General features: G+C 65.1%; 21 protein-coding genes. 4 read left to right on the top strand and 17 right to left on the bottom strand.

Annotation, left to right across the window (positions count from 1 at the left end; translation table 11 throughout):
- Positions 1 to 3 precede the first annotated feature (3 nt).
- From WJ16_RS19600 to WJ16_RS19615, 4 genes are all read right to left on the bottom strand, one after another.
- A complete protein-coding gene (locus WJ16_RS19600) occupies positions 4 to 1,008 on the bottom strand; it encodes a lysozyme inhibitor LprI family protein (protein WP_069258700.1) in 1,005 nt (334 codons plus the stop codon).
- A 197-nt stretch (positions 1,009 to 1,205) separates the two neighbouring features.
- Complete coding sequence (locus WJ16_RS19605) at positions 1,206 to 1,535, bottom strand: CobW C-terminal domain-containing protein (RefSeq protein WP_236858261.1); 330 nt, start codon at positions 1,533 to 1,535, stop codon at positions 1,206 to 1,208.
- 49 nt (positions 1,536 to 1,584) lie between these two features.
- Positions 1,585 to 2,706, bottom strand: a complete 1,122-nt coding sequence (locus WJ16_RS19610) for a Fic family protein (RefSeq protein WP_208607015.1) — start codon at positions 2,704 to 2,706, stop codon at positions 1,585 to 1,587.
- Between the two features lie 93 nt (positions 2,707 to 2,799).
- Positions 2,800 to 3,717 carry a LysR family transcriptional regulator gene (locus WJ16_RS19615; protein WP_069258701.1) on the bottom strand — a complete coding sequence of 306 codons (918 nt, stop codon included), beginning with the start codon at positions 3,715 to 3,717 and terminating at the stop codon, positions 2,800 to 2,802.
- A 127-nt stretch (positions 3,718 to 3,844) separates the two neighbouring features.
- On the opposite strand from WJ16_RS19615, the gene WJ16_RS19620 reads away from it, so the two are divergent.
- Entirely contained in the window at positions 3,845 to 4,570 is a 726-nt protein-coding gene (locus WJ16_RS19620) for a pirin family protein (RefSeq protein WP_069258702.1), read from the top strand.
- Positions 4,571 to 4,631: 61 nt separating this feature from the next.
- The gene (gene wrbA / locus WJ16_RS19625; RefSeq protein ID WP_069258703.1) at positions 4,632 to 5,234 is read left to right on the top strand and encodes an NAD(P)H:quinone oxidoreductase; all 603 of its coding nucleotides are present in this window, start codon (positions 4,632 to 4,634) and stop codon (positions 5,232 to 5,234) included.
- A 91-nt stretch (positions 5,235 to 5,325) separates the two neighbouring features.
- Here wrbA and WJ16_RS19630 read toward each other — a convergent pair whose 3' ends face one another.
- The 6 genes from WJ16_RS19630 to WJ16_RS19655 all read right to left on the bottom strand — a co-directional run bounded on the left by WJ16_RS19630 (position 5,326) and on the right by WJ16_RS19655 (position 9,625).
- Positions 5,326 to 5,631 (bottom strand): hypothetical protein, encoded by a 306-nt coding sequence (locus WJ16_RS19630; RefSeq protein ID WP_069258704.1) that lies wholly within the window; start codon positions 5,629 to 5,631, stop codon positions 5,326 to 5,328.
- Positions 5,632 to 5,863: 232 nt separating this feature from the next.
- Positions 5,864 to 6,598, bottom strand: a complete 735-nt coding sequence (locus tag WJ16_RS19635; protein WP_069258705.1) for an LrgB family protein — start codon at positions 6,596 to 6,598, stop codon at positions 5,864 to 5,866.
- Positions 6,595 to 6,966 (bottom strand): CidA/LrgA family protein, encoded by a 372-nt coding sequence (locus WJ16_RS19640; RefSeq protein ID WP_069258706.1) that lies wholly within the window; start codon positions 6,964 to 6,966, stop codon positions 6,595 to 6,597. The genes WJ16_RS19635 and WJ16_RS19640 overlap by 4 nt, the downstream gene beginning before the upstream one ends.
- Positions 6,967 to 7,309: 343 nt before the next feature.
- Complete coding sequence (locus WJ16_RS19645; RefSeq protein ID WP_069258707.1) at positions 7,310 to 8,344, bottom strand: alpha/beta hydrolase; 1,035 nt, start codon at positions 8,342 to 8,344, stop codon at positions 7,310 to 7,312.
- Positions 8,345 to 8,408: 64 nt separating this feature from the next.
- Complete coding sequence (locus tag WJ16_RS19650; RefSeq protein WP_069258708.1) at positions 8,409 to 8,834, bottom strand: organic hydroperoxide resistance protein; 426 nt, start codon at positions 8,832 to 8,834, stop codon at positions 8,409 to 8,411.
- Positions 8,835 to 9,058: 224 nt separating this feature from the next.
- Positions 9,059 to 9,625: a TetR/AcrR family transcriptional regulator gene (locus WJ16_RS19655; RefSeq protein ID WP_069258709.1), complete on the bottom strand. Its 567-nt coding sequence runs from the start codon at positions 9,623 to 9,625 to the stop codon at positions 9,059 to 9,061.
- A gap of 201 nt (positions 9,626 to 9,826) precedes the next feature.
- On the opposite strand from WJ16_RS19655, the gene WJ16_RS35610 reads away from it, so the two are divergent.
- A complete protein-coding gene (locus WJ16_RS35610) occupies positions 9,827 to 10,009 on the top strand; it encodes a hypothetical protein (protein WP_069258710.1) in 183 nt (60 codons plus the stop codon).
- Between the two features lie 209 nt (positions 10,010 to 10,218).
- Positions 10,219 to 12,072, top strand: coding sequence for an ABC transporter ATP-binding protein (locus WJ16_RS19665; protein ID WP_069258711.1), 1,854 nt, complete (start codon positions 10,219 to 10,221; stop codon positions 12,070 to 12,072).
- Positions 12,073 to 12,228: 156 nt separating this feature from the next.
- Here WJ16_RS19665 and WJ16_RS19670 read toward each other — a convergent pair whose 3' ends face one another.
- The 7 genes from WJ16_RS19670 to WJ16_RS19700 all read right to left on the bottom strand — a co-directional run bounded on the left by WJ16_RS19670 (position 12,229) and on the right by WJ16_RS19700 (position 19,597).
- Positions 12,229 to 13,011: an N-acyl homoserine lactonase family protein gene (locus WJ16_RS19670; RefSeq protein ID WP_069258824.1), complete on the bottom strand. Its 783-nt coding sequence runs from the start codon at positions 13,009 to 13,011 to the stop codon at positions 12,229 to 12,231.
- Positions 13,012 to 13,025: 14 nt separating this feature from the next.
- Positions 13,026 to 13,943, bottom strand: a complete 918-nt coding sequence (locus tag WJ16_RS19675) for a fumarylacetoacetate hydrolase family protein (protein ID WP_069258712.1) — start codon at positions 13,941 to 13,943, stop codon at positions 13,026 to 13,028.
- Positions 13,944 to 14,181: 238 nt separating this feature from the next.
- The gene (locus tag WJ16_RS19680; protein ID WP_069258825.1) at positions 14,182 to 14,991 is read right to left on the bottom strand and encodes an MBL fold metallo-hydrolase; all 810 of its coding nucleotides are present in this window, start codon (positions 14,989 to 14,991) and stop codon (positions 14,182 to 14,184) included.
- Positions 14,992 to 15,126: 135 nt separating this feature from the next.
- Complete coding sequence (locus WJ16_RS19685; RefSeq protein WP_069258713.1) at positions 15,127 to 15,963, bottom strand: ABC transporter permease; 837 nt, start codon at positions 15,961 to 15,963, stop codon at positions 15,127 to 15,129.
- A gap of 46 nt (positions 15,964 to 16,009) precedes the next feature.
- A complete protein-coding gene (locus tag WJ16_RS19690; RefSeq protein WP_069258714.1) occupies positions 16,010 to 17,281 on the bottom strand; it encodes an ABC transporter permease in 1,272 nt (423 codons plus the stop codon).
- An 89-nt stretch (positions 17,282 to 17,370) separates the two neighbouring features.
- Positions 17,371 to 18,417, bottom strand: coding sequence for an ABC transporter substrate-binding protein (locus WJ16_RS19695; RefSeq protein WP_069258715.1), 1,047 nt, complete (start codon positions 18,415 to 18,417; stop codon positions 17,371 to 17,373).
- Between the two features lie 76 nt (positions 18,418 to 18,493).
- Positions 18,494 to 19,597: an ABC transporter ATP-binding protein gene (locus tag WJ16_RS19700; protein ID WP_069258716.1), complete on the bottom strand. Its 1,104-nt coding sequence runs from the start codon at positions 19,595 to 19,597 to the stop codon at positions 18,494 to 18,496.
- Positions 19,598 to 19,638 lie beyond the last annotated feature (41 nt).

Raw genomic sequence — 19,638 nt, forward strand, 5'->3', positions numbered from 1 at the left:
CCGTCACTGCATCACGTCGACCGGCAGCGTCTTGTCGAGATTGTCATGCCACGCCAGGATGGTCTTCGGCACGCGCTTCTTCCACGCCGGCACGTTCGTGTAATAGCGCATCCGGACGTTGCTCTGCGCGTCGAACACGAGCACACCGATCCACAGATCGCTACCGCGGTGCATCACGATCGCGGCATTCGTCGTCGCGATACCGCGTACCCAGTACGAATTCACACGCGCGTTGAGCCCGTCGAGATCCTTCTCGTCGGCGCTGTAATTGACGATGTCGACGAGCGTCTGATAATCCGCGCCGAGCAGCTTGTGCGCGGCCGCATTCTGCGTCGCGTCATCAACGACCTTGAGGCTCAGCAGGTCGGCCGCCGGCTTCGCCTGGAACTGCGCCGCGGTCACATACTCGCCGCCGTAGAACACGCCCGAGCCGGCACCGCAATCGACATCCGCGCCGTGCTGCGTGACGCGGATGCGCGCGCCCTTCCGTTCGAAATCGAGCCGGCACGTGTCCTTGCGATAGGTGCCGCTTTCGCCGTGCAGCACGATGTCGCCGTCGAGCCCGCCGGTGTTCGCGCCGTTGTTGCCGCTGAGTTCGAAATGCAGGCGCGGCGGCGAGCCCGTGAAGGTCAGCGCGCCGCCGAACGACGGGTTGTCGTTCGTCAAGTACCACGTCTGCTGCCAGCGATCGGCAGCCAGCGGCTTGCCGTTCAGGCTCGCGAGGCGTTCGCGGTAGCGGTCGCCCAGGCACGATGCGTCGGCGTCGCACCGGTCGCGCTGCTTGAGCCACTTCAACTGCGCGGCCTTCAGCGCGGCCGTATCGCCGCCTTTTGCGAGCGCCTGCTTCCACGCCGCCGTGAGGTCGCCGTCGAGCTTCGACAGCGCGGCATCTGCGCAAATGGCCTTCTCGGTTGGTGAAGCGGCTTTCGTGCAGTCGAAGCCGGCCGCATGCGTGGCGAGCGGCAGCAGTGCCAGCCACGCGGCGGACGCGATGGATCGCAGATGCATGTGTGATGCATCACGTGCGGGAGTCGCGGCTTGCCCGCGCGCATTCGATCGATTCGGGATGGTCATCGGCTTGGATCGTCGCTGGATCGCGCGCCTGTAGAAGCTACCTGCACGCGGCATTCGAGGTAAAAACGCCCGGCCCGGCACGTGGCGCATGCCGTTGCTCGCCGAAGCCTAACCTGAATGCGCGACGTCGATCAATCGACGTTCGATGCAGGCGCAACCGTCGAGGTTGCCACGCTGCATCGCACGATGCCGTCACGCAATGCGGCTTCCACGGCGGCACCGATGAACCCGATGAACCCCATCCCGCCGTCTCCTTCGTGCGCGGCCCGCCCTTCGTCTTCCATCGACGAGAACCGGATGCGCCGCGCGGCGACCTGACAGACGCGCGTAGCGACCGTGCCGTGCGCATCGGCCACGCGCACGATGCCCTTCGCACGCAGAATCGTGCGCGGCAACGCCTTCAGCCGCGCCTTGTCGAGCACGTCCGGCGTGGCAACGGTGACGCTCGCGAACGCCGGCATCGCGTCGTGTCCGATCGCCCGCGGTACGAACGCGCAAACCCGGCCGGCATCAGCCGTCGATCGCCATCAACTCGTAACTCGTGCTCCGCCCGCCGGACGACGAGCGACGCAGCACGCCGTGCTCGACGAGTTCGGTGATGTCCCGCAGCGCGGTATCTTGCGAGCACTTCGCCAGCGCTGCCCACTTGGTGGTCGTCAGCTTCCCCTCGAAGCCGCCGAGCAGGCGATTCATGACCTTGACCTGGCGTTCGTTCATCGCGAAGCCCGCACAGCGCTGCCAGAAGCGCGCCTTGACCAGCACCGCGTCGAGTGTCACGTGCGCGTGATCGACGGCCCTGCCGAGCGCGGTCAGGAACCATGCGAGCCATTCCGTGACGTCGAGCGAACCGCGCTGCGTACGCTCCAGCACGTCGTAGTACGCGTTGCGCTCGCGCTGGATTTGCGCCGACAGGCTATAGAAGCGCTGCGAACTGCGGTCGGCGCGCGCGAGGACCAGATCCCCGAGCGCGCGCGCAATCCGGCCGTTGCCATCGTCGAATGGATGAAGCGTGACGAACCACAGGTGCGCCAGGCCGGCGCGGATCAGCAGGGGCTCGGCCGGTGGGCCATTGAGCCATGTGAGAAAACGCGCGATCTCGCTGGCGACGCGCACGGCGGGCGGCGCCTCGAAATGCACGCGCTGCCGGCCGATCGGACCGGACACGACCTGCATCGGCCCGGTGGCATCCGTGCGCCAGCCGCCGACCGTGATCCGCGACATCCCCGAGTAGCCGGTCGGAAACAGCGCCGCATGCCATCCGAACAGCCGGGCGTCCGTGACCGGCGCCGCCGCATGGGCCGTCGCGTCCAGCACCATGTCGACCACGCCCTCGACGTGACGATCGACCGGCGCCAGCGCACCGATATCGACCCCGAGCCGGCGAGCGATCGACGACCGGACCGATGCCACGTTCAGGTTTTCGCCCTCGATCGCGCTGGTCTTGACGACGTCCTCCGTCAGCGCGGCCAGGCTGGCCTCGTCGCGCAACGCCAGGCCGACATCCGCCAGCCGCCCGGCCAGCATGCCTTGCGCACGGCTGACGTCGGCGAGTGGCGTCGCCAGTGCAGCGAAGTCGAAGCGCCAGGCAGGCCAGTCGGCCGACTCCCAGATGTAGGTGTAATCTCCGCTCATGATGCGGAGATTATCCCACCGATTCCCCGCATGACTCAATATTCTCTGCAAATTATGCGGAGAATAGCGCCGTCATTCGCCGCACACCGCCCGCTACCGCCGGCTGCCTGCCCCGCCTTGCTCCGCCGGCACCCCCTCCCCCAACCGTTCCGCGAGAAACCCGATGAACGTGCGCAGCGTGACGAACCCTTCCCGATGCTGCGGGAACACCGCATTGAGCGTGATCGGCGATGGCGCGTACGCGTCGAGCACCGGCACGAGCGCGCCGCTGTCGAGCGCCGCGCCGACGATGAAGTGCGGCAGCAGCGCGATGCCGAGCCCCGCGATCGCCGCGTCGCGCACCACTTCGCCGTTGTTCGCGACGAGCGGCCCCTGCACGTCGAACGTGCGCGCCGCGCCGTCGACGCGGAATTCCCAGCCCACGCGCCGCTCGCGCCCGTACAGCACGCACGTATGGCCGGCGAGGTCGGCCGGCGTCGCGGGCGTGCCGTGCCGCTTCAGGTAGGCGGGGCTCGCGCACGCGATCATCCGCCACGCGCCGAGCGGGCGCGCGATCAACGTCGAATCCTCGAGCGAGCCGATCCGCAGCACCAGATCGAAACCCTCGCCGATCACGTCGACACGTCGGTCGGTCAAGTCGAGGTTCAGCCGCACGGCCGGATGCGCGGACAGGAATTCGGCGACCAGCGGCGACACGTGCGTGATCCCGAACGACAGCGGCGCGCTGATCTTCAGCGACCCGTGCAGCTCGGTGCTGCGCACCGACATCGCCTGCTCGGCGTCGGCGATCTCGGCCAGGATCCGCTGCGCGCGCACATAAAACTCCTGCCCCGATTCGGTCACCGCGAGGTTGCGCGTGTTCCGGTGCAATAGCCGCACGCCGAGCGACGCCTCCAGCGCCATCGTGCGCCGGCTGACGAACTGCTTGGACAGCATCAGTTGATCGGCCGCCGCCGTGAAGCTGCCCGCATCGACCGTCGCGACGAAGATCCTCAGATCGTTGAGTTCCATATTGTCCACTCCATAGCGACAGTCATTATCTCTACAGCCATTTATTTGTCAAATCGATTGACCTAAGATTCATCTCAACGAACGGCCGGGCCCACTTCCGAGGTCCGGCGTCTTGAGGAAAAAAATCATGATCGAAGTCCGTGCAGCAAACCAACGTGGCCGTGCGGAGCATGGCTGGCTCAGTTCCCGTCATACGTTTTCGTTCGCGAATTACTACGATCCGAAGCAAGTCGGCTTCTCCGACCTGCTGGTGATCAACGACGACCGCGTCGCACCGGGCCGCGGCTTCGGCACGCACCCGCACCGCGACATGGAGATCCTGTCGTACGTGCTCGACGGCGCGCTGGAACACAAGGATTCGATGGGCACCGGTTCGGTGATCGTGCCGGGCGACGTGCAGTTGATGAGCGCGGGCACCGGCGTACGCCACAGCGAGTTCAACCACTCGCATGAAACGCCGGTCCACTTCCTGCAGATCTGGGTCGGGCCGGCCGAGAAAGGTGCCGAGCCGCGCTATCAGCAGACGAATGTCGCGGCCGACGACAAGCGCGGCAAGCTCGCACTCGTCGTATCGCCGAACGGCGACGCCGGTTCGCTGAAGATCCGGCAGGACACCCGGATTTACGCGGGCCTGTTCGACGGGGCCGAAAGCGCGACACTGGCACTTGATCCGGGCCGCTTCGCTTACGTGCATGTGGCGCGCGGCAGCGTGACGGTCAACGGCGTGACGCTCGGCGAAGGCGACGGCGCGCGCATCCGGGGCGAACAGGCGCTGACGTTCGCCGACGGGAAGGATGCCGAAGTGCTGGTGTTCGACCTGCGTCCGGTCGAAGTAACGGCCGAGTGGGCATAAAACCCGTTCGGGAAACCGGGCTCCGCTGAACGCGGGGCCCTTTTAATCGGAGATTCGCAACATGGCCAAGGTACTCGTGCTGTATTACTCGTCCTACGGGCACGTCGAAACGATGGCGCAGCACATCGCGGAAGGCGCGCGATCGGTGCAGGGCGTCGAGGTCACGCTCAAGCGCGTGCCGGAGACGATTCCCGTCGACCAGGCCCGCGCGATCGGCGTGAAGGTCGACCAGGCCGCACCGGTCGCGACCGTGGACGAACTCGCCGACTACGATGCGATCATCTTCGGCACGCCGACCCGCTTCGGCAACATGGCCGGCCAGATGCGCACGTTTCTCGACCAGACCGGCGGCCTGTGGATGAAGGGCGCGCTTGTCGGCAAGATCGGCAGCGTGTTCGCGTCCACCGGCACGCAGCACGGCGGCCAGGAAACGACGATCACGTCGTTCCACACGACGCTGCTGCACCACGGGATGGTGATCGTGGGCGTGCCGTATGCGTGCAGCGGGCTCGTCAACATGAACGAAATCACCGGCGGCACGCCGTACGGCGCGACGACGCTCGCGGGCGCGGACGGCAGCCGCCAGCCGAGCGCGAACGAGCTCGACATCGCGCGCTACCAGGGCAAGCACGTCGCGGAACTCGCGAGCAAGCTCGCGTCGTAACGCGCCGGCCCGGCAGTTCGGGCAGCCCCGCACAAGCGCAAACGGCGCCGGATCGACCGGCGCCGTTTGCGCTGTGTACCGGGTCCGGCCGTTACTGGCCCGACGCCGGGGCGGCCGGCGCCGCCTTCGTCGCGGGCGCCTTCGCTGCGGCGTTCTGCGGATAGTTGCTCTGGTCGTTGGTCAGCCGGTAGCCGCTACCCGTGCCGATCGCCTTCAGGTCCGACGCGTGTCGCGCCCGGGCCGCCTTGCGGGCCGCCTTCTTCTGCGCCTTGTCGAGCTGCTTCTGCGTCGGCGCGGACGCCGGATCCTGCGCGTATGCCGCCGGCGCGGCGGTCAACAGCAGACCGAACGACGCCGTTACTGCTACTGCCACCGAAACCACGCGAGACTGCTTCATGGCGGGATCTCCTTGTCGATTGTCGAATGTTGGTTATGGGTCGGACACCGGCGCGCAAGCGAACGCTTGCGACACCGGCGCCGATGCAACGTTAGCCGAACAGTATTCGGTTGTCCGTGTGCGTTCCTGAATTCTCCCGATAACGGCCACGATACATGCACATCCCGTACGCCGTCATTCCGGCGTCGCGCCCGCGCCATCAGGGAAACCGATAAGCCGCCGTGGCCGGCGCTCAGATCCAGCGCGACAGTACCGGCAGCAGGATCGGGACGACGAACGCCGTCAGCACGCCGTTCAGCCCCATCCCGAGCCCGGCGAACGCGCCGGCCTCCTCGCCGACCTGGAATGCGCGCGCGGTGCCGATCCCGTGCGATGCGACGCCGAGCGCGAACCCGCGCACGGCCGGCTCCTCGATACGCAGCGCGTTGAGAATGCCGCGCGCGCATACCGCCCCGAAGATCCCGGTCGAGATCACGAGCACCGCGGTAAGCGACGGAATCCCGCCGATTTCCGCGGCGACGGCCATCGCGATCGGCGTCGTCGCCGATTTCGGCGCGAGCGACGCGATGGTCTGGTGCGACGCGCCGAACAACGCCGCGATGCCGACCGCCGACACGATCGCGGTCAGCGAGCCCGCGAGCAGGCCCACCAGCAGCGGCACCGCCGCGCGGCGCAGCTTCGACCACTGGCGATACAGCGGCAGCGCGAGCGCGACGGTCGCGGGGCCGAGCAGGAAGTGGACGAACTGCGCGCCTTCGAAATACGTCGGATACGGCGTATGCGTGATCGTCAGCACCACGACGATCAGCGCGACCGCGATCAGCACCGGATTCGCGAGCGGGTTGAAGCGCGCCCGCGCATAAACAGCCTGCGCGACCAGATACGCAACCAGCGTGATCGTCAGGCCCAGCAGCGGGGTCGCGGCGAGATAGACCCAGATCGCGCCGAGGGTGGGGAAGGCCGTCATTGCGCGCCCTCCGCGGTGCCGCCCCCGCGCCGCTGGCGGCGCAGCAGCGCACGCGTGACGAGCGCCGTCACCGCGATCGCGAGCGTGGTGCTGACGGCCAGCGCGACGACGACCGCGAGCGCATCGCCGCGCACGCGGTCGGCCGACACCATGATGCCGACGCCGGCCGGCACGAACAGCAGCGACAGGTGGCGCAGCAGCTCGAGCGCGGTCGGCTCGATCGCGTCGGCCGCCTGCGGGCGCAGCATCACGAAGCCGAACAGCAGCAGCATGCCGATCACCGGGCCCGGCACCGGCAAACCGAACAGATGGGACACGCCTTCCCCGAGACACTGAAAGACCAGCAATACCGCGAACGCCTGCAACATGGACCGCTTCTCCCGAACGTGGCCGCGCTGCCGGGCGGCCGCGCGACCGATGGCCGGCAAGTTGACGCGCCGGCATGGACGATAGGGGCGATCGTACCAACAATGCCCGCGGCACGGGGTTCAGCGACGACGCCAAGCCGGGTCGGGCCGCGACGTGAAGCTCAGCGCAAAGCCTGCGATGTGGCGCCGTTCCTGAAAGAGATCGTGCTGCCGAACCGGGACCGAAAATCGCGGACGGTCCGGACGGTCCGGACGTACGGTGTGCGATGTGCAGTGTGCAGACCCGCGCATTCGCCCCGCTCGCCCGCAGCTTCGCGAACAGCACGAGTGCAAACCTGCGACGTTACTTCAACCGCGTCGCGATTTCATTCGCCATCGCCTTCGTCGCGGCCTTCGTCGGCGCATCCGCGGCCAGTGCGTTCAGCAGCCCGAAATCATGGATCGTGCCGTCGTAGCGCGTGGTCGTCGCGTCCACCCCCGCCGCGTCGAGCTTGCGGCCGTATGCTTCGCCTTCGTCGCGCAGCACGTCGAACTGCGCGACCTGGATCAGCGCGGGCGGCAGGCCCTTCAACTGCGCGGTGCTCGCACGCAGCGGCGACGCGTAGATCTCGTTGCGTTGCGCTTCGTTCTTCGTATAGGCGTCCCAGAACCACCGCATCATCGGCCGCGTCAGGAAGTGCCCTTGCTGATACGCGTTGTACGAACCCGTGTTGAAGTTGTGGTCCGTCACCGGCCACATCAGCCCCTGGAAGCGGATCGCGGGGCCGCCCTTGTCCTTCGCCATCAGCGCCACCACGGCCGCCATGTTCCCGCCGACGCTGTTGCCGACCACCGCGAGGCGGCTGCCGTCGACGCCGATCTGCTCGCCGTGCGCGGCCACCCACTTCGTCGCCGCATACGCCTGGTTGATCGCGACCGGGTAATGCGCTTCCGGCGACGGCGTGTAGTTCACGAACACCGCGACGGCGCCCGACTGCACGACGAGGTCGCGCACGAGGCGTTCATGCGTCGGGAAGTCGCCGAGCACCCAGCCGCCGCCGTGAATGAACATGAACACCGGCAGCGTGCCCGTCGCGCCTTGCGGACGGACGATCGTGACCGGCACGGACACGCCGTCCTGCTCGATCGTGCGGTTCGACACGTCGACGCCCGACAGATCGACCTTCGTGCCGTTCTGCGCATCGACCAGCACCTGGCGCGCCTTCGCGGGGCTCAGCGTTTCGAGGCCCGGGCCCTTCTGGCCGTTCAGCGCGGCGAGGAACGCGCTCGTCGTCGTATCGGGCCGGACGGCGTCGGTGCCGGCGGCAAACGCGGTGGGCACGGCGGACAGCGCGGCGGCAACGGCGGCGGCGATCAGCAGCGGCTTGACGATCTTCATGATGTAACTCCTTGGCTCAATCTGTGAATGACGATGGGACGGTAATGATTCGGAATGCGTACGATCAGACGAGCGTGAGCGTAACGTCGATGTTGCCGCGCGTCGCGTTCGAGTACGGGCAGACGCGATGCGCACGGTCGATCAGCGTCTGGGCGACATCGCGGTCGACGCCCGGCAGCGAGATCTTCAGCTCGACTTCGATGCCGAAGCCGTCGGGAATCGCGCCGATGCCGACGCTGCCTTCGATCGCGGCGTCCGCGGGCATCGCGATCTTGTCGCGGGCCGCGACGAACTTCATCGCGCCGATGAAACACGCGCTGTAGCCAGCGGCGAACAGTTGCTCCGGGTTCGCGCCTGCGCCGCCCGCGCCGCCAAGTTCGCGCGGCGTGGTCAGCTTCAGGTCGAGGCCGCTTTCGGGCACCGTGGCGCGGCCGTCACGGCCGCCGGTGGCTTTTGCATGAGCGCGGTACAGCACTTTTTCGATCGACATGACAGACTCCTTTTTCAATCAGTGAGTGAAACAGCCTTCCAACCGGGGACCGCTCGCCGGCTGCCCGGCAGCCGGTATCGCGTCAATTTATCTACTCATAGATAGACAAACATCCCCAAAAAAGGCAGGGGGTCGAGCCACCTGCCCATTCAATCTATCTATCAACAGATAGACAATAAAACCCAACAAAAGGCGGCGAACCGCCTGACCGCTTGCGCCGCCCGTCAGGGCCGCGTTTTCCAGACCGCCTCGACATCCTCGAGACGCGCCCGCGTATTGAACAGCCGGCTGGCCAGCACGCTGCCCTGAAACGCCGCGTACAACGCGCGGGCGGCCGTTTCGGGCGTGCCGCTGAACTGCAGCGTGCCGTCCTTTGCGCCCTGCGTCAGCAATGCCGCGAGCCAGGTTTCGTTGGCCTTGAAGAACGCCTGCACGGCCTGCCGCACGTTCTCCGGCAACGATTCGATATCGGCCGCCAGCATCCCGCACAGGCAGATCATGTTGCCGTCGCCGAGCGTGCGGCCGAACAGCTTCGTGTACAGGCTCAGCTGCACGTCGGCCGGCAGCGCCGGATCGATCGCCCGCGTGGCCGCGAGGACGTCGTCGCTATACACCGACACCGCTTCCAGCACCAGGTCGTCCTTCGACGGGAAGTAGTAGTGAATGCTCGACGTCTTCACGCCCACCAGATCGGACAGGTCTCGATAGCTGAAGCCGTTGTAACCGCGCAGCATCATCAGCGTGATCGCGTGGTCGAGAATCTGTTCGCGGACGGTCGGTTTCGTTTCCATGGATCGAACTTTATCTACTCATAGATAGAGAGTCAAGAACTTTTTTGAGGGCGCGATGCGCGGCCTGTCGAACGGGCCGCGCACGCTTTCGGACGGCGAGGTGCTGCCGCGCGTCAACAGCCCGCTCGGCCACGGCATCGGCATATTCGCGCGGGACAAGCAGGTACCGGCCGCAGCAGCGGCGACCGGCTCGCGCCATCGATGCAGGACCGCGCGAACGAAACGATCGTCGCGATGGCGCACGTGCGCGCCGCCGTCGGTTCCGCGCACGAGATCGGCCTGCCCGGCTTCTCGCAGCACGGCTGGGCCGTGCCGCGCGTGGCGAACGCGGTACGGCCCGCGCCCTCTGTGGTCGTCGGCGACGCCGGCAACGCAAAGACCTGACGCGGCGGCAGCACCGCCCAACCGCCCTGCAACCGGACCGAATCGATGCGACACTGGCCGCCGAGCGATGCGACGACGACGCAATCTTCGCCCGCGCGGACGTGCCGGCCGATCCGCGCGCAGTGAACACGTGTGCAATACGACGCCGTGCATGAAACGGGCCATACCGGCCGCGCCGGCCGGCGTGGCCGCATCAAGGAGAGGTTTCAATGTTTTCGTGGTTTGAACGGCGCCTGCCGACCTTCCCGCTCGAAGATCCCGCCACGCCGCCGCGGGGATTCTTCTCGTTCGTCTGGGCGTGCACGCAAGGCGCGCGCAGCTGGGTCCTGCTGATCGCGCTGACGTCGGCCGCGCTGGCCGCGTACGAAGCCGCGCTGTTCGCGATGATGGGCCGCGTGGTCGACTGGCTGTCGTCGTCGACACCGGCGGATTTCGGCGGCCGTCACGTCGGCACGCTCGCCGGTTTCGCGGCGATCCTCGCCGGCAGTGCGCTGCTGATCGCGCTGCATACGATGGTCAAGCACCAGGTGCTCGCGATCAACTTCCCGATGCGGCTGCGCTGGCTGTTTCACCGGCTGATGCTCGACCAGAGCCTGTCGTTCTATGCGAACGAGTTCGCGGGCCGCGTGACGACCAAGATCATGCAGACCGCGCTCGCGGTGCGCGACGCACTGTTCATGTCGGTCGACGTCGTGATCGGCGTCGCCGCGTACCTGATCGGCATCCTCGCGCTCGCGGCCAGCTTCGACTGGCGGCTGATGATCCCGCTCGCTCTGTGGGCGCTCGGCTACGGTGTGGCGTGCGCGTACTTCGTGCCGCGCCTGGGCGCCGTCGGCAGCCGCCAGGCCGATGCGCGCGCGCTGATGACGGGCCGCATCACCGATGCGTACTCGAACATCACGACCGTGAAGCTGTTCTCGCACACGCGGCGGGAAGCCGACCACGCGCGCCGCGCGATGGAAGCGTTCAAGGCGACCGGCGACGCGCAGATGCGGCTCGTCAGCGCGTTCGAGATCGTCAACCACCTGCTGTCGACGCTGCTGCTGGTCGGCTCGAGCGGCCTCGCGCTGTATCTGTGGACGCACGGCGAGGCGAGCGCGGGCGTGGTCGCGGCGGTGATCGCGATGGCGCTGCGCCTGTCGAGCTATTCGCACTGGATCATGTGGGAGATGACCGAGCTGTTCGAGAACGTCGGCACGATCCAGGACGGCATCAACACGCTCACGAAAGTGCGCAGCGTGGTCGACGCGCCCGACGCGACACCGCTCGCGGTGCAGCGCGGCGAAATCGTGTTCGACAACGTGCAGTTCGCGCACGAGGACAACGACCGCGCGGTGTTCGACGGGCTGAACCTGACGATCCGGCCGGGCGAGCGGATCGGCCTGATCGGCCGCTCGGGCGCCGGCAAGTCGACGCTCGTGAACCTGCTGCTGCGCTTCTACGACGTGGGCGGCGGCACGATCCGGATCGACGGTCAGGACATCGCGCACGTGACGCAGGACAGCCTGCGCAGCGCGATCGGGATGGTCACGCAGGATACGTCACTGCTGCACCGGACGATGCGCGAGAACCTGCTGTACGGCCGCCCCGACGCCACCGAGCGCGAGATGCACGCCGCCGCGGTGCGCGCGGAAGCGTCCGAGTTCATCGCGCGGCTGCGCGACCGCCACGGGCGCAGCGGCTACGACGTCGAGGTGGGCGAGCGCGGCGTGAAGCTGTCGGGCGGCCAGCGGCAGCGCGTCGCGATCGCGCGCGTGATGCTCAAGGACGCGCCGATCCTCGTGCTCGACGAAGCGACCAGCGCGCTCGATTCCGAGGTTGAAGTCGCGATCCAGCGCAGCCTCGACGATCTGATGAGCGGCAAGACGGTGATCGCGATCGCGCACCGGCTGTCGACCATCGCGGCGATGGACCGGCTGATCGTGCTCGACGAAGGGCGCATCGTCGAGGAAGGCACGCATCAGCAGCTGCTGCAGGCGGGCGGCATCTATGCGGCGCTGTGGGCGCACCAGAGCGGCGGATTCCTCGGTGAAACCGCGGAGGCGGAGAACGCGGAGCAGTAAGCGGGAACGCTGCGGCATGATCCCGACACCATTCTCGGGGTGCGAACTGGTCAAGCGACTGGCCACGAGTGCATTGCACACAGCGATTCGGAAATGGCACGGGCGGCACGCGCGTCTTACGCGTGCCGCAACGAGCGTTCGATCACGCTCTACCTGTCATGTGATCCACTGCGGAGCGTGGGGCAGTGTCGCATTCTGATCAATATCGTGATTGATCCACAGCGTCGCACCTTCATCCTCGATGAGCGCGTCGACTCGCCCCATCGACGCCACAGACTTCAGCACATCCACGTTGAACGAAGGAACGCACCGGCACCGGAAATTCCGGCGATTGTGCGCGACATCTCCGCTCAACAGGGTCGGGCCGCTCTCCGGCAGGTTCACCATCAGCGAGCAATGACCGGGCGTGTGGCCCGGCGTCGAGATGATCCGAACCGCGCCGTCGCCAAACACGTCGTAATCTCCTTCAATCACGACGGTCTCGTTCTGGCGAAGCGACTCGTACAATTCGGGGCGATACCCGTACGTTCCCGGGTCGGAGCCGAACATCGCATCGTATTCCGCTTTCTGCGCGATCCACTTCGCGTTCGGGAAAAGTCTGCAATTCCCAACGTGGTCATAGTGCGCATGCGAAATGGCGAGCGTCGAAACATTCGCCGGATCCACACCAATTTCGGCCAACTGGGACGCTATCGTCTTGCCGACCGTCCCGCGAATTCCGTGGGCAATGATACGACCAGCCGGTTCATCGATAAGGTCATCCTGCGTCCCGGTGTCCCACACCATCCATTCACCGCGGTGACGAATCAAGTAGACGTTGCAACACAACGTCATCGGCCTCCCGACATTGAAGCCGGGAGAATAGATGGAGGCATCGTCGACGCGGGCGGTTCCCCCGTCGAGGATGTAGACGCGCTCGACTACCGCCGGCTTTCCCATAGACACCCCCGCCATCAAACGAGCCGGACGACCAGGTCGCCAATCCCTTCGATCGACGACGTCACTTCGTCGCCCGCCTTGAGCCATTGCCGCTGCTCACGGGGAACGTCCTGCCCCCAGATGACGCCCGGCGGGGTTCCGGTGAACATGATGTCGCCCGGCTGGACCGTCATGATGCTCGTCACGTAGTGAATGAGCTTTCTGCAGTCGAAGATCATTTCGCTCGTGCTGCTGTCTTGCCGAAGATCGCCATTGACGCGCGTCTTCAACTGCAGGTCGTTGGGGTTCGGGACGAGCGCCCGGGTCGCCATCCACGGCCCGAGCGGGGCGAAGCCGTCGGACATCTTCCCCGCCATAAACTGGGAAGTAATGTTTTGCAGTCCTCGCGCGCTCACGTCGTTGCCGACCGTATAGCCTGCGACGACAGAAAGCGCGTCCGCCTCCGATACGTTCCGACACTTCTCGCCGAAGATCACCACCAGCTCGGTTTCGTAGTCGAACTCTCGATCGACATGCGTGGGCAGTTCCACGGTACCGTTGTGATGATTGAGCGCGTTCGAAAACTTGGCGAACAGCGGGGGGGCCTTCGGGATCGGAGTCCCCGTCTCTGCTGCGTGTGCGCGGTAATTGAAGCCGACGCAAATGATCTTGTTCGGGCGCGTTACAAGCGGCGCATAGACGAGTTCCGCCGGATCGAGGGCACGAGTCTTGCCACCCGCCTGGATACGTTCGACGATTGCGCTCAGGTCCGATGAGCGCTGATTCTGAATGAGGTCGTCCATGTCCGCCGGCGCGGGCAGGTTCAGATCTTCACCTGCTTGGGTGATGTTGTAGACCTTGCCGCCGAGATCCGCCCCGAGTGCCAGCGCGCCACCCATACGCAGATTCGCGAGCTTAAGACCGAGATCACCAATTCCGAATTGTTCCGACATTTTGATTTGCCATCCTAAATTAATTGAGGTTGATGAAAAATGTGCCGATACGGTCAAGTGAAGATGACGTGATTCAGGCCCGATGAAGCATGCGTTCGATCGTCCGGATTAACATGCACGGACGTCGCCTGATTGCATGCCAAATCGCTCCTTCCTCAAAGGCCCGGACAGACAAAGAGCCAGTATTCGTCCACGTCTCCCGGCTCCGGTCTGCGTTACTTACGGCTCGATACGAATCTCACTCATCGCCAAGGGGATGAAAGACGAAGCTGTCGTCGTTAGCCGTTACGCGCCCGATACCGGGGAAATCCAGATGGGCTCCAGCCACGAAATAGTTTGGCTGAGCCGCGCGCTCCAAGAGTGCCAATCGTGTATCGCGAGCCCTCGACTGGTTACTGTCGTACTCCCACGAAATTTCGGGACGCCCGAACTGCACCGATGGGACGTGGATGATGTCCCCCCAAACCAACAGACGTCCGACGCCGCTTGCAACTTCGTATGCCATATGTCCGGGAGAATGCCCGGTTGCTCGAACCGCGGTTATCCGGCCACTCACGGAGAAATTGTCAGTAACCGGGATGACGCGATCTCTCAATCGGGCCAACCGGCCGGTAAATGCCGAGATTTCTTCCGGACCTACGAGGATTCTCGTCGCTTGCGGAAACGCCTCGGAACCGTCCGGTGCGATAAGACCGTTCACATGATCCTCATGGGTATGCGTCAGCAAAACCTCGGTAATGCTGGCCCTGTCTATCCCGGCTTCCGCGACCCCGTCTACCAGTTCTCCCATCGTGGAATACCACGTGTCCGAAGCCCCGGTGTCGACTAGGGTGGACCGCTCCCCATCGATGATGAGGAACGCATTGACCGACAATCGCAATTGGTTATCGACCATTTGCGTCCCGGCAGGGGGCTGATCAAAAGTGTCCCCGCCGACTCGCCGGAGCCTCGTGACAGGCATATCCACATGCCCGTCGCGGAGCGCAACAATCTTAAGATCGCCAAACTGAAAGGACGCAAAGTTCCGGCCCCTTGCAATCAGCTTCATGGCATTCGTGCTCATGCTCGACGACCCTCGGAATTGGATAACAATACATCATTGAGTAGAAGTTTATCTACCATAGAAGATAAAAGCAAGGCCCACGCTCCACCAACCCTATCGGCACATCCCGAGTGCGCGCCGTCAGGCCACCGCCTTTCTCGCCTGGCGACCACGTAACCATTCAAGGGCCAGCATCAAACTCGTCGAGAAAATGATCAGGATCGTTGCGAGCGCAGCGATCGTCGGACTGATGTTCTCGCGAATGCCGGTGAACATCTGGCGCGGCAGCGTCGTCTGGTCCGCACCCGCGAGGAACAGCGTGACGACCACCTCGTCGAACGACGTCGCGAACGCGAACAGCGCGCCCGACATCACGCCCGGCGCGATCACCGGCAGCGTCACGCGGAAGAACGTCGACACCGGGTTCGCGCCGAGCGACAGGCTCGCGCGCACGAGGTTCTGGTTGAAGCCCTGCAGCGTCGCGGCAATCGTGGTCACGACGAACGGCACGCCGAGCGCCGCGTGCGCGGCGATCAGCCCCGTGTAGGTGTTCGCGAGCCCGAGCGGCGCGAAGAACAGGTACATGCCGACGCCCACCACGACCACCGGCACGATCATCGGCGACAGCAGCACGGCCATCAGCAGCCCCTTGCCGCGGAAGTCGGCCTTCGTCAGACCGATCGCCGCGAGCGTGCCGAGCACGGTCGCGACGACGGTCGCCGACGGCGCGACGATGAAGCTGTTCTTCGCCGCCATCCGCCACTCGTCGGATGCGATCAGGTTCTCGTACCAGCGCGTCGAGAAACCCGGGATCGGATAGACGAGGAACGTGCTCGACGAGAACGACAGCGGCACGATCGCGAGCACCGGCAGGATCAGGTACAGCAGCGTCAGCACGACGAGCACGCGCAGCGCGACGTACCACGCGCGCTCGACGAACGACATGTGCGGCGCGAACAGCGGCCTGGCGAGTTTCATGGTTCGAATTCCCTTCCCGTTTCGTGGCGTGTTCCGGCCCGGCCGCTCAGCCGAGGCTCACGTTGGTGCGCGTGAAGCGCCCGTACACCGCGTACAGCACGAGCGTCGCCGCGAGCAGCAGCCCGCCGAGCGCACACGCCATCCCCCAGTTGATCGTCACGTTCGTGAAGTACGCGACGTAGTAGCTGACCATCTGGTCGTTCGGCCCGCCGAGCAGCGCGGGCGTGATGTAGTAGCCGATCGCGAGGATGAACACGAGCAGCGCGCCCGCGCCGACGCCCGGATAGGTCTGCGGCACGTACACGCGCCAGAACGCGGCGAACGGATGGCTGCCGAGCGACACGGCCGCGCGCTGATAGGTCGGCGGGATCGACTTCATCACGCTGTAGAGCGGCAGGATCATGAACGGCAGCAGGATGTGCGTCATCGAGATGTACACGCCGACGCGGTTGAACAGCAGCGTGAGCGGATGCGAGATCAGCCCGCTGCCGATCAGCGCCTTGTTGACGAGCCCTTCGCTCTGCAGCAGCACGATCCATGCGGCGACGCGCACGAGCACCGAGGTCCAGAACGGAATCAGCACGAGGATCATCACGAGGTTCGCGCGACGCTCGGACAGCGTCGAGATCCAGTACGCGAGCGGATAGCCGAGCAGCAGCGCGAACAGCGTGACGGCGACGCCGATCACGAACGTGCGGCCGAAGATCGCCAGATAGATCGACTGGTCGGGATCGGCTTGCACGATGTGGCCGAAGCCGTCCTGCTTGTGGTCGAGCGCGGCAAGCAGGTAGAACGGCGACACCTGGCTGCCGTTCTTCGCGATCGCCTGCCAGTATGCGACGTCGCCCCAGCGCGAATCGAGGTCGATGAATTTCGCGCGCATCTGCGCGGGCGTGAGCGCCGCGTCATTGTCGCCCTTCAGCGGCATCGCACGCGCCATCTTCGCGACGAGCGAGCGATAGCCGGGAATCTCGGTGTTCAGGCGCCGCGCGAGCGCCCCCATCGCCTCGCTGTCGGCCACCTTCGTCATGTCGGCCGCGAGCGCGACGTACGCGGCGTCGGCCGGCGGCGCCTTGCGGTCCCAGCCGGAAAGCGCCGTAACCGTCGTCGGCAACGCTTCCACGATCTCGGGATTTTCGACTGCACGAACAAGCAGGGTCGCAATGGGTACGACGAAGACAAGCAGCAGGAAAATCGCGAGCGGCGCGACCAGCAGCAGCGCCATCGTGCGCTTGCGGGCCTCGGCGGCCTTCAGCTCGCGCTTGAGTGCAGGTGTCGCCAGCGTCGACGAACGGGATGCGATAGTCATCGTATTCAACGGTTCTCTCCGGCCGGCTTGCGACCCGGCGGAACGTCGCGCGACGACATGCAACGCCGCGCGACAAGTTGCATCGAAACGGCACGAGATTACTTCGCGGACCACGCGGCGAAGCGCTGCTCGAGCTCGTCTCCGTGATCGGTCCAGAAGCGAATGTCCTGTAGCACCGCGTTCCTGGCATTCGTAGGCGAGTTCGGCAGATTCGCGAGAATTTTCGGATCGAGCGACTTGAGTGCCGCAAGATTCGCGGGACCATAGGCGATCCGATGTGCGAACGCTGCCTGCACATTGGGCGTCAGCGTGTACGCAATGTACTGTTCAGCCAGTGCCTTGCGCGGCGAACCTTTCGGAATCGCCCAATAGTCCAGGTCATAGATGCTGCCGTTCCACATGACCTTCAGGTTCTGGCCCTCGCGTTGTGCGGCATCGATACGCCCGTTAAATGCAGTGGACATCACCACATCCCCGGCGACGAGAAACTGCGGCGGCTGCGCGCCCGCTTCCCACCACTGGATGTACGGCTTCAACTCGTCGAGCTTCTTGAATGCACGGTCCTGGCCAGCTTTCGTGCCCAGCACCTTGTACACGTCCTTCGGTGCGACGCCGTCGGCCATCAGCGCAAACTCGAGATTGAAACGCGCCCCCTTTCGCATTGACCGCTTGCCCGGGAATTTCTTCACGTCCCAGAAGTCGGCCCAGCTCACGGGCGGCGTTTTGAGCTTGTCGGCGTTGTAAGCGAGTGCCATCGACCATACAACGAAGCCCGCTCCGCACACGGTGGGCGACTCCGGGATCAAGTCCGATTTCTTCGCGACTTTCGACCAGTCGAGCTTCTCGTACAGCCCTTCATCGCACCCGCGGTCCAGCTCACCGGACTCGACTTCGACCAGATCCCAGTTGACGGCTTTCGCCTCAACCATCGCTTTCACTTTCGCCTGTTCTCCGTTGTACTCGACGACGGTCACCTTGTTGCCTGTCGCTTTTTCGAACGGCTGGTTGAAAGCGACGTTCTGCACCTGCCCCCAACTGCCACCGAAATTGACGACCGTTACCTCGGCCGCCGATGCCGACGCAGCGGACAACGCCAGTGCGAGTGCAAACCCCGCACGACGCTCCACAAGACTTGCGTGATTCATGATCTATCTTCTCCTCTCGCGGTGAAAATGAGCGGTTGTTGTTAACGACGATCTGTTGAAAACCGGCAGGCTGCATCTACGCAAACACGCGCAGATGTTCGGGCGCAAAGGCAAGCGTTACAGGGGCACCCGGAGCGAATGATTCGACGGCACCCGTACCAAGCGGAACCTTCACGAAGCACTCGTCCTGGCCTTGAAATGCGCATCGCATGCGCACGTGATCGCCGAAATAGACAAGGCTGCGCGCCTCGCCTGCGAGCTCATTGCCTGATCGACCGCTCGACCGGGCGTTGCCGGACATCACGCTCATGCGTTCTGGCCGGATGCATGCAACGGCTGGAGCACCGGCTGCGGCGCCGGCTACGTTGCGGCCGAGCAGTCGAGTGCCATCGTCGAGACGCAACTCGCAGTAATCGCCATTTGCCGACGCAATGGTCCCAAGCAAGCGGTTGCTGTCGCCTATGAAGTTCGCGACGAATTCGTTGCACGGCGATTCGTACAGGCGATCGACGGTGTCGAGCTGCTGCACGATGCCCTTGTCGAACACGGCGACGCGATCGGACATCGTCAGCGCCTCGCCCTGGTCGTGCGTCACGTACACGAAGGTCACGCCGAGCTTTTCGTGCAGCGCCTTCAGTTCGTACTGCATGTGCTCGCGCAACTGCTTGTCGAGCGCGCCGAGCGGCTCGTCCATCAGCACCAGCTTCGGCTCGAACACGAGCGCACGCGCGAGCGCGATGCGCTGCTGCTGGCCGCCCGACAGCTGCGCCGGGTAGCGTTTCGCGAAGCGCTCCATCTGCACCATCTTCAGCGCGTGCGCGACCCGCTCCACGCGCTCGGCCGCCGGCAGCTTGCGCACGGTCAGCGGATACGCGACGTTCTGCTCGACCGTCAGGTGCGGGAACAGCGCGTAGTTCTGGAACACCATGCCGATGTTGCGCTTGTGCGGCGGCACGGTGTTCAGCAGCTCGCCGTCGAGGCGGATCTCGCCGCCGGTCGGGAATTCGAAGCCGGCGAGCATCATCAGGCAGGTCGTCTTGCCGGAGCCCGACGGCCCGAGCAGCGTCAGGAATTCCCCGCGGTGGATGTCGAGGTCGAGCGATTTGACGACCAGCGTTTCGCCGTCGTAGGTCTTCCTTACCCCTCGAAAACTGACGATTACTTCATCACTCTTCGGCATCACTGCCTCCGTTCAATACGGAAAACTTCATCCAGATCAGG

Source organism: Burkholderia metallica (genome assembly GCF_001718555.1).
In the GTDB taxonomy this organism is placed as follows: Bacteria; Pseudomonadota; Gammaproteobacteria; order Burkholderiales; family Burkholderiaceae; genus Burkholderia; species Burkholderia metallica.

Coding starts and splice junctions, on each gene's coding strand:
- WJ16_RS19695 (WP_069258715.1), bottom strand. CDS start 18,417: ATGAATCACGCAAGTCTTGTGGAGCGTCGTGCGGGGTTTGCACTCGCA.
- WJ16_RS19650 (WP_069258708.1), bottom strand. CDS start 8,834: ATGTCGATCGAAAAAGTGCTGTACCGCGCTCATGCAAAAGCCACCGGC.
- WJ16_RS19610 (WP_208607015.1), bottom strand. CDS start 2,706: ATGAGCGGAGATTACACCTACATCTGGGAGTCGGCCGACTGGCCTGCC.
- WJ16_RS19615 (WP_069258701.1), bottom strand. CDS start 3,717: ATGGAACTCAACGATCTGAGGATCTTCGTCGCGACGGTCGATGCGGGC.
- WJ16_RS19700 (WP_069258716.1), bottom strand. CDS start 19,597: ATGCCGAAGAGTGATGAAGTAATCGTCAGTTTTCGAGGGGTAAGGAAG.
- wrbA (WP_069258703.1), top strand. CDS start 4,632: ATGGCCAAGGTACTCGTGCTGTATTACTCGTCCTACGGGCACGTCGAA.
- WJ16_RS19670 (WP_069258824.1), bottom strand. CDS start 13,011: ATGGGAAAGCCGGCGGTAGTCGAGCGCGTCTACATCCTCGACGGGGGA.
- WJ16_RS19635 (WP_069258705.1), bottom strand. CDS start 6,598: ATGACGGCCTTCCCCACCCTCGGCGCGATCTGGGTCTATCTCGCCGCG.
- WJ16_RS19680 (WP_069258825.1), bottom strand. CDS start 14,991: ATGAAGCTGATTGCAAGGGGCCGGAACTTTGCGTCCTTTCAGTTTGGC.
- WJ16_RS19655 (WP_069258709.1), bottom strand. CDS start 9,625: ATGGAAACGAAACCGACCGTCCGCGAACAGATTCTCGACCACGCGATC.
- WJ16_RS19605 (WP_236858261.1), bottom strand. CDS start 1,535: ATGCCGGCGTTCGCGAGCGTCACCGTTGCCACGCCGGACGTGCTCGAC.
- WJ16_RS19630 (WP_069258704.1), bottom strand. CDS start 5,631: ATGAAGCAGTCTCGCGTGGTTTCGGTGGCAGTAGCAGTAACGGCGTCG.
- WJ16_RS19600 (WP_069258700.1), bottom strand. CDS start 1,008: ATGCATCTGCGATCCATCGCGTCCGCCGCGTGGCTGGCACTGCTGCCG.
- WJ16_RS19685 (WP_069258713.1), bottom strand. CDS start 15,963: ATGAAACTCGCCAGGCCGCTGTTCGCGCCGCACATGTCGTTCGTCGAG.
- WJ16_RS19645 (WP_069258707.1), bottom strand. CDS start 8,344: ATGAAGATCGTCAAGCCGCTGCTGATCGCCGCCGCCGTTGCCGCCGCG.
- WJ16_RS19675 (WP_069258712.1), bottom strand. CDS start 13,943: ATGTCGGAACAATTCGGAATTGGTGATCTCGGTCTTAAGCTCGCGAAT.
- WJ16_RS35610 (WP_069258710.1), top strand. CDS start 9,827: ATGCAGGACCGCGCGAACGAAACGATCGTCGCGATGGCGCACGTGCGC.
- WJ16_RS19640 (WP_069258706.1), bottom strand. CDS start 6,966: ATGTTGCAGGCGTTCGCGGTATTGCTGGTCTTTCAGTGTCTCGGGGAA.
- WJ16_RS19620 (WP_069258702.1), top strand. CDS start 3,845: ATGATCGAAGTCCGTGCAGCAAACCAACGTGGCCGTGCGGAGCATGGC.
- WJ16_RS19665 (WP_069258711.1), top strand. CDS start 10,219: ATGTTTTCGTGGTTTGAACGGCGCCTGCCGACCTTCCCGCTCGAAGAT.